The organism is Anaerococcus porci, assembly GCF_009696575.1.
GTDB classification, from domain to species: Bacteria; Bacillota; Clostridia; order Tissierellales; family Peptoniphilaceae; genus Anaerococcus; species Anaerococcus porci.
Window position 1 is genome coordinate 48,685 of record NZ_VULQ01000012.1, and the last position, 11,462, is coordinate 60,146.

14 protein-coding genes are annotated in these 11,462 nt (G+C 28.6%); 3 read left to right on the forward strand and 11 right to left on the reverse strand.

Annotation, left to right across the window (positions count from 1 at the left end; all coding sequences use genetic code 11):
• Positions 1-19: 19 nt before the first annotated feature.
• From FYJ26_RS08880 to ylxM, 11 genes are all read right to left on the reverse strand, one after another.
• Positions 20-883, reverse strand: a complete 864-nt coding sequence (locus FYJ26_RS08880) for an NTP transferase domain-containing protein (protein WP_154541643.1) — start codon at positions 881-883, stop codon at positions 20-22.
• Positions 870-2,615: a phosphotransferase gene (locus FYJ26_RS08885; RefSeq protein WP_154541645.1), complete on the reverse strand. Its 1,746-nt coding sequence runs from the start codon at positions 2,613-2,615 to the stop codon at positions 870-872. The genes FYJ26_RS08880 and FYJ26_RS08885 overlap by 14 nt, the downstream gene beginning before the upstream one ends.
• 127 nt (positions 2,616-2,742) lie before the next feature.
• A complete protein-coding gene (locus FYJ26_RS08890) occupies positions 2,743-4,239 on the reverse strand; it encodes a lipopolysaccharide biosynthesis protein (protein ID WP_154541647.1) in 1,497 nt (498 codons plus the stop codon).
• The gene (locus FYJ26_RS08895) at positions 4,229-5,047 is read right to left on the reverse strand and encodes a LicD family protein (RefSeq protein WP_154541649.1); all 819 of its coding nucleotides are present in this window, start codon (positions 5,045-5,047) and stop codon (positions 4,229-4,231) included. The genes FYJ26_RS08890 and FYJ26_RS08895 overlap by 11 nt, the downstream gene beginning before the upstream one ends.
• Before the next feature lie 329 nt (positions 5,048-5,376).
• Positions 5,377-5,724 (reverse strand): 50S ribosomal protein L19, encoded by a 348-nt coding sequence (rplS, locus tag FYJ26_RS08900; protein WP_154541651.1) that lies wholly within the window; start codon positions 5,722-5,724, stop codon positions 5,377-5,379.
• The gene (trmD, locus tag FYJ26_RS08905) at positions 5,711-6,415 is read right to left on the reverse strand and encodes a tRNA (guanosine(37)-N1)-methyltransferase TrmD (protein WP_154541653.1); all 705 of its coding nucleotides are present in this window, start codon (positions 6,413-6,415) and stop codon (positions 5,711-5,713) included. The genes rplS and trmD overlap by 14 nt, the downstream gene beginning before the upstream one ends.
• A complete protein-coding gene (gene rimM, locus FYJ26_RS08910) occupies positions 6,408-6,893 on the reverse strand; it encodes a ribosome maturation factor RimM (RefSeq protein WP_154541655.1) in 486 nt (161 codons plus the stop codon). Before rimM ends, trmD begins: the two co-directional genes overlap by 8 nt.
• A complete protein-coding gene (locus FYJ26_RS08915) occupies positions 6,890-7,114 on the reverse strand; it encodes a KH domain-containing protein (protein WP_154541657.1) in 225 nt (74 codons plus the stop codon). Before FYJ26_RS08915 ends, rimM begins: the two co-directional genes overlap by 4 nt.
• An 11-nt stretch (positions 7,115-7,125) precedes the next feature.
• The gene (gene rpsP / locus FYJ26_RS08920) at positions 7,126-7,371 is read right to left on the reverse strand and encodes a 30S ribosomal protein S16 (RefSeq protein ID WP_154541659.1); all 246 of its coding nucleotides are present in this window, start codon (positions 7,369-7,371) and stop codon (positions 7,126-7,128) included.
• 14 nt (positions 7,372-7,385) lie between these two features.
• A complete protein-coding gene (gene ffh / locus FYJ26_RS08925) occupies positions 7,386-8,726 on the reverse strand; it encodes a signal recognition particle protein (protein WP_154541661.1) in 1,341 nt (446 codons plus the stop codon).
• An 11-nt stretch (positions 8,727-8,737) separates the two neighbouring features.
• Positions 8,738-9,058: a YlxM family DNA-binding protein gene (gene ylxM / locus FYJ26_RS08930; protein WP_154541663.1), complete on the reverse strand. Its 321-nt coding sequence runs from the start codon at positions 9,056-9,058 to the stop codon at positions 8,738-8,740.
• A gap of 638 nt (positions 9,059-9,696) precedes the next feature.
• Here ylxM and FYJ26_RS08935 point away from each other — a divergent pair.
• The 3 genes from FYJ26_RS08935 to FYJ26_RS08945 all read left to right on the forward strand — a co-directional run bounded on the left by FYJ26_RS08935 (position 9,697) and on the right by FYJ26_RS08945 (position 11,298).
• The gene (locus tag FYJ26_RS08935; protein WP_154541665.1) at positions 9,697-10,515 is read left to right on the forward strand and encodes a nitroreductase family protein; all 819 of its coding nucleotides are present in this window, start codon (positions 9,697-9,699) and stop codon (positions 10,513-10,515) included.
• Positions 10,516-10,965 carry an Rrf2 family transcriptional regulator gene (locus tag FYJ26_RS08940; RefSeq protein ID WP_154541667.1) on the forward strand — a complete coding sequence of 150 codons (450 nt, stop codon included), beginning with the start codon at positions 10,516-10,518 and terminating at the stop codon, positions 10,963-10,965.
• A gap of 99 nt (positions 10,966-11,064) precedes the next feature.
• Complete coding sequence (locus tag FYJ26_RS08945) at positions 11,065-11,298, forward strand: MDR/zinc-dependent alcohol dehydrogenase-like family protein (RefSeq protein ID WP_216629210.1); 234 nt, start codon at positions 11,065-11,067, stop codon at positions 11,296-11,298.
• Positions 11,299-11,462: the final 164 nt, after the last annotated feature.

Consider the following 11,462-nt stretch of genomic DNA (forward strand, 5'->3'; position numbering starts at 1 on the left):
GTTAAATCTTTGATTTTTATTATATCTTTTCTAGTATATCTTTCCCATAATAATATCTATATTTATCCTTAGCTTCAAATGTAAAGCCTATTTGAATCTTATTTTTATCCTTAAGTGGTCTTATATTTATTATATCTTTTTCTTTAGTCTTTAATTTAAAGGCTATATTTTTTATTATATTAGACCTAGTATCGCTTATATATGTATTATCAAATTCTCTAAGTTCATCAAGACTATCAAACTCAAATATAATATTTTTAGGATGTTTATGAATATACATATTCAAATCATCTATATGCTCTATATAAATACTCTCCCACAATTTATCAAAAGTTTCTTCTTTATCGTATTCATCTTTTAAGATAGAAATGAATTTTTTGCTAAAATCATTTGACCAGAAGACATAGCCTAGCATAATCCAAGAATCTTTGCCACCTATTTTTACATTTTTAATCAATCCATCATCAAAAGTATCAATACACCATTCATCAGTATATCCTTCTACATATACTGATGAATAAAATGAATCATCAACTTCTATCTCAAATGGATTTTCTAAAAAATAATTATCTGATGAACATATATAAGAATTACCTAGGTAATCTCTAACCGCATATATACTAGAATTATTATTTCTAATAAGATAATCTTCATTATAAACAAGCTTTACACTAAATTTTTTTTCAAGATATGAAAACCTATCAGCCTTATAACCTGTTACAATTATTATTTCTTTTACACCTGCTTCTTTTAGCTGCCTAATTTGTCTTTCTATTAATATTTCACCCTTTACCTCTATTAAAGCTTTTGGTTTTTCAAAGGATAAAGGAGCAAACCTACTCGACATTCCTGCAGCAAGTATTATTGCATTATCTACCCTCATTTACCTTTTCCTTAAATAAATTATAATAATCTTTAGCATAAGCATATTGAGCTATAGCATATTCTCCAAAATCCACTCCAAGATTTTTCTTAAATTCACACCAATTGCTCCACAAAAGGCCACAAGCCGCTATATAACAATATATTTTAAGCCTTGTATCAAAAGGACATTTATCTTCAAAATATATATCTATAAGTCTTTCCACTTCTTCATTATTATAAAGTGCATATATACAGAACATAGCAATGTCAACATCTGGATCTTGCATACCAGCATATTCCCAATCAATTAATCTTAAATCATTTGTGTTTGTAAAAAGAAAATTATCACAAACTGCATCTATATGACATAAGATTTTTCTTTCTATATGCTTACCTATATAATCTTTTAGAGAAAAAACTTTTTCTTTTGTTTCCATATAATCTCTATAAATAGATTTTTTCCCTTGCCACAAACTTTCATAAAAATCTATTTGTTTAAAAATATCAAATTCATGAGAAACTTCTAGATTTAATTTGTGGAAGTCTTTTAATTTTTTCATACATAATTTTAAATCATCTATATTGCTTGGATCACATACCCTTGATCCTTCTAAGTATTCTGTAATCTTGTATCCATTGGCTGGATTTATATATATTATATTATCACAAATTCCTCTACCATTAATTTTATCATAAACTTCTGCTTCTTCTTTTCTATTTATTAGTTGGTCTGTACCCTCACCAGGAATTCTCATAATATATTTTTTATTTTTACATTCAAACAGAAAAGACCTGTTTGTCATACCTTTTTTTAAAATTTTTATATTTTTTATGTCATCTTCTTTTGCAATTAAAGCCTTTGTAATTGTATCAATGGCATCAGATTTTAGATGATTTGAAGTGCTATCAATCTCCCTAAGTTGTTCGTAGGTATTGATTTCTATTGCTTTCTTATGATCAACTTCTCTAGCATAAATTGGTATTTCATCTATAACATATAGGGCTTCTTCCCAAAAATAATCATTATATTTACTATCTTTATCCATTTTATTAATATTTGATACTAATTTTTTAGAATTTTCATCCGTTAGATAAGAAATACCAATTATAGTATTTCCTATATCATCTGTTTTTATAAGTTTACCATTCTTATTGATTTTGACTTTGCTTTCCTTATTTTTTTCATTAGTAATCATATACCAAGAATATAATTCGTTTTTTCTAAATAAATTTTCATTTAAATAAATGTCAGAAGGAATTATATAAGTATTTGATATTAAATTACTAGCTAAATTTAGGGAATGAAGATTATTTTTAATATTATATTCTTCATTAATTATTAATTTTACACCATACTTGTCAATTAAGTATTCAAATTTCTCCTTTAAAAATCCAACAACTATAGAAATGTCAACTATTCCTATCTCTTTTAACTGCCTAATTATTCTTTCAATTAAAACTTCACCCTTTATCTCTAATAAGGCTTTAGGATAATCGCTATTTATTGGCACCATTCTCATTCCAAAGCCTGCTGCTAAAATTATGGCATTTTGGGGAGACTTATTTTTAATTGCTTTTTTTGCCATATCACATAAGTTATATCTTTTATCAAGATGTCCTTTTTTAATTAAGCTTTTTAAAGATTTATTTACAAGTTCAAGTGAATATCCACATCTTTTAGATAAATCTGCTTGACTTACAAAGTCTACATCTTTTATAGATAATAATATATCCATTTCTATTTTGTCCATGATTTCCCTCACTATCTTTTATTAATTAATAATTTATTTTATATAGGCTAGTAAAACTAGTCTTTGTTAAGAAATATTTTTGTAAAAATCAGTAAAGATACTGATAATGTATGATTGTAATAAAGCTTTATTTATGTTTTATCTTAAGATATGAAAGCATATAATTAAGTTCTTTTCTAAAACATAGAATTGCCGTTATTAGGTATACTAAAAGAACTATTACACTATCCTTCCCTGCTCCTATAATAAAATGTATAAATGTTGGCTCATCAATTTTAGTTATACTAGAAATTCCTATTGATATAAGTGTTGCTATTCCTATAGATAAAAGTTTTTTATAAAATATTCTTTGTTTTCTATTCTTTAATATCTTCTTAGTATAATAAACATGAAATACCATCCTATATAGCATGGCACAACTTGTACCTATAGCTACTCCCAAAAGTCCAATCTTATTTACCAAAATTATCGAAATAATAATATTTATTATTGCTTCTAAATATGCCGGAATAGTGATTTCTTTAAATTTATTAGCAGTATATGCTAGGCTTAAGTGTGGATATTTTAATAAGTATAGGGCTTCTGATAATACTAACATATAGCCAAATAATGGCCTATAGTAGTTAGCATCTGTGATATTTTTTGTATATAGCATGACAAATGGGGTTATTTGCAAGGCTGCTACTGTAAAAAGACCTCCTACTAAAAAAAATATTATAAATTCATACATATCCATCTTTTGGTTTAATTCTTTAGAATCTCCCCTTGCATAGGCTTGTCCAATAGTAGGCTCTATTCCAGAAGAAATGGAATTTATTAAGCTTCCAAGTCCATTTGTAACTAGTGCATAAACATAATAAATCGATACTGACTTTAAATTAGAAAATAAAGTCAAAATAGTTATATCTGTTGATGTATGGATAAAAGCTGCAACATTTATTGCAAAGCCATTCCACCTATCTTTTAATAATTCATTATCATATTTTTCATTCCAAGAAATATTATAAGTCTTGTTTACATATCGTCTATACATTATAGGTTGTAATAAAAACATTGATCCACTAATAAATTTCAAGATGTGAATATTTGGATATATCTTGGCACTTAAATAAGTAAATGTTATGTTTAAAATTATTATTCCAATTTGAGTAAATGATATAACATATAATTTCTTATCTGCTATCAACAATGTTTTTAATGTCAGAGAAAACATATACTGAATAAACAATGTTAATGATAAAACTATAGTTAATAAAAATACATAAAAAAAGCCAAAATCTTTATTTATAAATATTGGATATATAATAGCCAGTACTATAGAATATATTATAAAAATAAAACCTATAGTCTCATAAAACTTATTAGTTGTCACCAATATACGGCTTATCTTCTTCTCATCCTTTTGTATTAATGGCTTATATAGTGATGCATATATAACTCCTGTTATACCACCTTCTACAAGAGAAATATAACTTAGAAATTGAGTTAAAGATGAAACCAAACCATTAACTCTAGATCCAAAATATAAGAGAATTATTTTAGGTATTACAAATCCACTTATTATTGTAAAAACCTGTAAAAGCAAAGCTGAGATGGAATTAAGTAATGTTATCCTATTCTTCATATTTCCACGCTCTTAATCCATGTGTTATCCTATCTTCAGCTGGTGGTATTTCCATATAATTTCCATAATTTACCTTAAGGTAAGTGTCATAATCTTTTATTCCCCTTACCTTTATATTTTCAAAGTTATAATCTATATATGAATCAAATAATTTGGCATCAACTAGCTCTTTTTCACCACTTGTGCCAAAAACATTATTAGCTAAAAACTTTGATTCTTTTATAGATTCTGAAAACTCATCTAACTTTCTTGAATAGTAAGAAGAGTTTTTTCTTTTTGCAAATTTTGCTAATATACTATTTGCTAAGCACTTCTTTGCATGAGATTCCCAGCCCTTTTCATAAAATCTTGAAAAATAATAAAATTTTCTATAGTATTTATAGATAATGGCAAAAAATATTTTTTGAAAGTGATTAGGTACATAATCTACTGGAAAAACATCTATCCACAAATAGTCATCATTATAACCACCATTGATTTCTTCACAAACTTTGATATTATTATTTACTATTTTTAAAAATGGTATTTCGTTATTGTTTAGGCAAATTCCTTCGACTGATATTCCTTCTTCTATTTCATTTTTTTTCCTTAAAAGACTTAAAAATTTATTATACTCAGATCTTTTCATAGAAATATCAATATCATCATCCCAAGGAATGAATCCCTTATGACGAACTGCTCCAAGTAAAGTTCCATAAGAAATAGTATATTCTATTTCATTTTTTCTTAAAAATTCATCTGTCTTTTTTAAAAGTTCAATTAATTCTTCTTGGATTTGACTATGAGTCAATTCATTTTTTTTATTCATTAAATTGTCTCCTACATTTATTATTAATTATTTACAATATTACAATTAATAATATAAAAATATTCTTAACATTAAATTTTAACTATAATTTTACTCAAATATTACATTATATACCTTATTATAGGAAATTTACTTAATAATTTCAATATAAGCTTAGATTTATAAACATTTATAGAAAACTAAACTTGAGTTAATAAAGACTTTCTTAAAAAAATAATATATAAGTGAATAATAAAAGTTTTAAGATACAAAAATTTATAATTGTCTACATTTCTCAGCATTATAAAACCCCTTAATTCTCGTAAGATTAAGGGGTTTTGGATATAAGCTTAATAATTTGTTTTTTCTTTAACCTTAGCAGCTTTACCTTGACGTTCTCTTAGGTAGTTAAGTTTAGCACGTCTTACCTTACCACGTCTAACAATTTTAAATGCTTCTAATCTTGGTGAGTGATATAGGAAAGTTCTTTCAACTCCTACACCATAAGAAAGTCTTCTAAGTGTGAAAGTTTTTCCGAGATTTCCTTCTTTGATTTTAATTACTACACCTTCAAAGTCTTGAAGTCTTGTTTTATCTCCTTCTTTGATTCTGTAGCTTACTCTTATAGTATCTCCAACTCTAAAGTCTGGATTATCTTCACGTAGTTGTTCATTTTCGATTTTTTTAATTAATTCCATCGTGATCCTCCTTGATATATCTATCGTATAAGTCTTTTCTTACTCTCTTAGTCTTTAAAAGAGATGATTTTTTTTTCCATTCTTCTATTAGTTTATGATTACCACTTATAAGCTCTCTTGGAACCTGATAGCCTCTAAAATTTCTTGGCTTTGTGTACTCATCATATTGTAATAGTCCATTATAGTGTGAATCAGTAACTAGGGACTCTTTTTTTCCTACAACATCATCTATAAATCTAGATAGAGAATCTATAAGTACCATGGCTGGGATTTCACCACCTGTAAGTACATAGTCACCTATCGAAACTTCATAATCAACATAGTGATTAGTAATTCTTGCATCTATTCCTTCATAGTGTCCACACAAGATTACCATATCTTTAAAGTCTGCGAATTTGATTGCTAATTTTTGCGTTAGGATTTCTCCTGCTGCAGACATATATATAACTTTTGATTTTGAAGTTTTATTAGCAATAAGTGCATCAAATATAGGGTCAGGCCTCATAAGCATTCCTGCTGCTCCACCAAATACTGTATCATCTACTCTGTTGTGTTTGTCCTTGCTATAATCTCTTATATTTACAACATTAATTTCAATAAGTCCTTTTTGGATAGCCTTGCCTATTACACCATAGCTTTCTAAAAATTTAAAACTTTCTGGAAATAGTGTAAGTATAGTTATCTTATTCATAATCTTTGAAGTTTTCTACTTCTATTTTTTTGTTTTCTAAATCAATATTTTTAATTGTAGCATTTAGGGCTGGAAAATATACCTCTTTCCCATTTTTTTCTATTACATAGATATCATTAGGATAAACACCTGTTATAACATCTACCACACTTCCTATTTTCTCTCCGTTTTCATAGACCCTAAGTCCTATCAAATCAAATAAATAATACTCTCCATTATTTAAATCTTCTAAGTCATTTTCATCGATAGTAAGTTCGTGTCCAATAAACTTTTCTACCTCATTAATATCATCATAGTTCTTGAGTTTTATAATAATACTACCCTTATGCTTAAAAGATGATTCAATAACAACTTCCTCATCATCTAAAAAAAGTTTTGAGTCCTTATTAAACCTATTTTCATTATCTGAATATGATTTAATCTTAAGATTTCCTCTTATTCCATGTGTATTAATTATCTCTGCTACAGTTATTTTCATATTTTTATATTAACTTTGACATCTTCCTTAACTGCACAAGCACGAGCTATATTTCTAATAGAATTTATAATATTTCCACCTCTACCTATAACTCTTCCTTTGTCTTTTTCAGCTACATTAATTTTAATGTCAACTTCTCCATCATTTTCGTCTACTATTATTCCTACAGAGTCCTTATCTTCTACAAGCTCTGTGACTATTAGTTTGACTAAATCTTTCATTTTTTTAATCTTTAAGCTAAAACGTTGTTGTCATTGAATAGCTTTTCAACTATTGATGTTGGTTTTGCACCATTTTTAATCCATTGTTTAGCTTTTTCATTATCAATTTTAAATTCTTTTGGTTCTGATATTGGATTGTAATAACCAATTTCTTCAATGAATTTTCCATCTCTTGGACTTCTAGAATCTGCTACAACTACTCTGTAAAATGGTCTTTTCTTTTGTCCCATTCTTTTTAATCTAATTTTAACTGCCATTATAACCTCCATAATTAAAAGAAAGGCATATTAAACTTTCTTTTACCTTTTCTTCCTTTTTTCTTCATATTAGTAAATTGTTTCATCATTTTCTTAAGTTCTTTAAATTGCTTTAATAGTTGATTTAATTCTTTCATATCAACACCTGAGCCCTTAGCAATTCTTTCTTTACGACTTTTGCCAATTATCTCAGGTTTTTCTCTTTCTTCTTTTGTCATAGAAGAAATTAAAGCTTCAATCCTTACAAATCCACTGTCATCAATATTTACATTTTTAAGCATCTTATTATTGACACCTGGAATCATAGAAAGTAAATCTTCAAGCGGCCCCATATTCCTTATTTGATTTATTTGTTCAATAAAATCATCTAAAGTATAGGACTGATTTCGCATCTTTTCTTCAAGCTCTTTTGCTTCTTTTAAAGAAACTTGTTTTTCTGCTCTTTCTATTAGAGATAGGACATCGCCCATACCAAGTATTCTTGATGCCATCCTATCAGGATAGAAGGCTTCTAAATCTTCTAGTTTTTCTCCTGTACCTATGAATTTAATTGGCTTTCCTACAACTTCTCTTATAGAAAGTGCAGCACCACCTCTTGCATCACCATCAAGCTTAGTCAATATTACTCCTGTAATATCTAAGTAATCATCAAATGTCTTTGCAACATTTACTGATTCTTGACCAACCATGGCATCAACAACCAAGAGTATTTCATTAGGTTTTACACTTGTTTTTATATTTCTTAATTCATTCATCAAATCTTCATCGATTTGAAGACGTCCGGCTGTATCCATGATGACAACGTCATTGTTGTTTCTTCTTGCATATTCCTTAGCTTCTTGAGCAGTTTTTATAGGATCTTGTTTACCCCTATCAAAAACCTCAACTTCAGCTTGCTTTCCTACAACTTTAAGTTGTTCAATGGCAGCTGGCCTATAAATATCTAAGGCTACTAAAAGTGGATTTCTACCTTCTTTTTTAAGTTTTTTAACAAGTTTACCAGAGTGGGTTGTTTTACCTGAACCTTGAAGTCCTACCATTAAAACAACATGTGGTGTAGAACCAGTAAGCTCAAGCTTGGAATTTTCCTTTCCCATAAGATTTGTAAGTTCATCATTTACAATCTTTATAACTGTCTGTCCTGGGGTTAGTGAACCCATGACATCTTCACCCATTGCTCTTTCTTTGATTTTTTTTATAAATTCCTTAACTACCTTGTAATTAACATCTGCTTCAAGTAAAGAAAGTTTTATTTCTCTGGTTGCATTATCGATGTCTTTTTCGCTTAATTTTCCTTTTCCTGTAAGTTTACCTAAAGTGTCTTGCAATTTTTCAGAAAGACTTGAAAAAATCATATTTTCACATCCTAAATTTTATTTATCATCTCATCGATTTTATCAATAGCTTCTTTGTTTGAACTTTCGATCAACTCTCTTAACAAAGATAAATCTTCTCTCAAAAGACTTCTCTTTTTTAATAAAGAAAGTTCATTTTCAAACTCAAATAATTTATCAACAGACCTTTGGATCATATCTGAGATTGCCTGTTTTGATTTATTGTTATTTTGAGCTATTTCATTTAGTGATAAATCCTCATTGTAGTAGCAATTAATGACATCTCTTTGTTTATCATTTAGTAATGAACCATAAGTGTCAAATAATTGAGCAACCTGTACTAATTTTTCCATATTCTCACCCGTCAAGTATTTTTCTTGACCTATAAAGTATACTAGATAAAAGAAAGCTTGTCAAGATATTTTACTGACCCTTTTAAATGTTTTATATATAGAAAATTCATTGATTTTTTTAATTATACAAATGAAAACCTGCTAACAAAAGTCAAGCTTAACCTGAAATTAATTTCAGGTTATTTGAGTAATTAAATTAGCGCATGGCAAATAAGCCGAAGTAAATAATCGGCTTTTTTTAGTGTTTTTCCAAATCTTATGCTACTTTTAATTCTTTTTTCTCGGCTTTTGCCTCCATAACTCTTGCGTAGTAGATTCTTAAGATGGAACATAGTCAAAAAATAAAACAAATACAAAATCCAGTTTAAGAAGTGCAAATGGATATAAAATACGTACCGTATGAATGTACTTTAAAAGCAATTAAAGCAGATATTAGACGATATTGTCACTAGGGACAATGTTAGTAGTTTATATTTAGGTCTTAGTATATATCTTATATGGAGTATGTGTCATAAAAGTTTGACCTATACAACATTTATTTTCTCTATTATAAAAAGAATTTGATATATAATTGTTTCTGGTGTATTATATTTGTATCAGATACAGATACTAATATAATATAAGAAGGATGTGGAAAAATGAAACTCTCAATAGAAACAATAAAGAATAGAGTTAGCGTACGAACATATGATAAAATTAAGGTTCCAGATTCAGTGGTGGATGATATAAAGAAATATATTGGTCAAATTGAAAATCCATTTCAGGTGCCAATTGATTTTCGAATCTTAGACGCAAAAGAACATAATCTTGGTAGTTCTGTAATTATTGGGGAGAACACATATGTAGCCGCAAAGTATAGAAAAGTGCTCAATGCGGAAATTGCGTTTGGTTATTCTTTTGAAAGGTTTATCCTCTTTGCAACATCGTTAGGACTAGCAACAGTATGGCTTGCTGGGACTATTGACAGAAAGGCGTTCGAAAATGCAATGCAGTTAAAAGAAGATGAAGTTATGCCTGCAGTATCGCCTATAGGATATGCCGCAAAAAAGCGTTCTGTAAGAGAAAATCTTATGAGAAAGGGACTTAAGTCAGATGATAGAGTATTATTTGAAAAACTGTTTTTCAAAGGGGATTTTCAGAATCCTTTGAAAGAGTCAGAAGCTAATCATTGGCTGATACCTTTACAAATGTTACGACTATCACCATCTGCAACAAATAAGCAACCTTGGAGGGTTGTTGTAGAGGAAAAGAGAGTTCATTTTTACGAAGAGAAAACAAAGGGATATGCACAAGAAAAGACAGGAGATATTCAGAAAGTAGATCTTGGAATTGCAATTTGCCATTTTGAAATTGCAGCTGAAGAACTAGGTTTAAAGGGGAATATAATCCAAAAAGACCCTGGCTTTACAATTCCAAAAAATACGGAATATATTGCAACATATGAATTAGAGGACTAAATGGATGTTAAATTCTCATCTGCTATTCATACTTTAATCTTAATTTCGGAGGCAGAAATACCCATTAGTTCAGAACATATTGCAAATAGCGTTGGCACAAATGCCAGTTATATCAGAAAGCTTACGAGTAGATTGAGTAAAGCAGGAATCATAGAAGGTCACAGAGGAGTTAGAGGATTTACCTTAAATAAGAGACCGAGTGATATTACTATGCTTGATATATACAGAGCAGTTATGCAAACTAATGCGACACACTTTTTTGATATCCACCAGAACCCAAATGATGAGTGTATTGTGGGACATAATATTAAACCAGTACTATCAGGTATCTTCCAAGAAATGGAAGAAAATCTTGAGAGGCAGTTATCAGGATTTACCCTGGATGAGTGTATAAATATCATGAGAAAGAATACAAACAAAAATAATAAAAAATTGAAGAAAATAAAATGAAAGCAATAGTTTTGAATAGATATGATAAACATGAAATAAATTTGGAGATTAGAGAAGTATATACTTACAACTCTGACTGCAATGTAAGAGTTTGAAATTATGGGTGTCAAGGCAGGTGAATCTATATTCATTTCAGGTGGTACAGGTAGCCTCGGAGCAATGGCAATTCCTATTGCAAAGAGTCTGGGGTTTACGGTTTATACAAATATAAGTACTGATAACGAGAAGCGTGTAAAGTTACTTGGTGTAGATCGATTTATTGATTATAAAAAAGAAAGTTATGTGGATGTATTGAATGGATATAGACTATGTTTTGGATATAATAGGAGATGAAGAGCTTCCTAATTAATTCAAGATACTGTCAGGGTCTGAGACTGTGTAAAGTTTTGTGTATAGAAACCTCCTGATTAGGGTAAAGAAAAACTAACCAGGAGGAATTTTTATGCCAAGAAAAAAACAGAAACAAAGTTAAACAAAATATCTAAGATGTTAATTGA

Excerpts from the sequence above, each read along its gene's own strand:
- FYJ26_RS08880 (WP_154541643.1), bottom strand. The coding sequence starts at position 883 with ATGAGGGTAGATAATGCAATAATACTTGCTGCAGGAATGTCGAGTAGG.
- FYJ26_RS08885 (WP_154541645.1), bottom strand. The coding sequence starts at position 2,615 with ATGGACAAAATAGAAATGGATATATTATTATCTATAAAAGATGTAGAC.
- FYJ26_RS08890 (WP_154541647.1), bottom strand. The coding sequence starts at position 4,239 with ATGAAGAATAGGATAACATTACTTAATTCCATCTCAGCTTTGCTTTTA.
- FYJ26_RS08895 (WP_154541649.1), bottom strand. The coding sequence starts at position 5,047 with ATGAATAAAAAAAATGAATTGACTCATAGTCAAATCCAAGAAGAATTA.
- rplS (WP_154541651.1), bottom strand. The coding sequence starts at position 5,724 with ATGGAATTAATTAAAAAAATCGAAAATGAACAACTACGTGAAGATAAT.
- trmD (WP_154541653.1), bottom strand. The coding sequence starts at position 6,415 with ATGAATAAGATAACTATACTTACACTATTTCCAGAAAGTTTTAAATTT.
- rimM (WP_154541655.1), bottom strand. The coding sequence starts at position 6,893 with ATGAAAATAACTGTAGCAGAGATAATTAATACACATGGAATAAGAGGA.
- FYJ26_RS08915 (WP_154541657.1), bottom strand. The coding sequence starts at position 7,114 with ATGAAAGATTTAGTCAAACTAATAGTCACAGAGCTTGTAGAAGATAAG.
- rpsP (WP_154541659.1), bottom strand. The coding sequence starts at position 7,371 with ATGGCAGTTAAAATTAGATTAAAAAGAATGGGACAAAAGAAAAGACCA.
- ffh (WP_154541661.1), bottom strand. The coding sequence starts at position 8,726 with ATGATTTTTTCAAGTCTTTCTGAAAAATTGCAAGACACTTTAGGTAAA.
- ylxM (WP_154541663.1), bottom strand. The coding sequence starts at position 9,058 with ATGGAAAAATTAGTACAGGTTGCTCAATTATTTGACACTTATGGTTCA.
- FYJ26_RS08935 (WP_154541665.1), top strand. The coding sequence starts at position 9,697 with ATGAAACTCTCAATAGAAACAATAAAGAATAGAGTTAGCGTACGAACA.
- FYJ26_RS08940 (WP_154541667.1), top strand. The coding sequence starts at position 10,516 with ATGGATGTTAAATTCTCATCTGCTATTCATACTTTAATCTTAATTTCG.
- FYJ26_RS08945 (WP_216629210.1), top strand. The coding sequence starts at position 11,065 with ATGGGTGTCAAGGCAGGTGAATCTATATTCATTTCAGGTGGTACAGGT.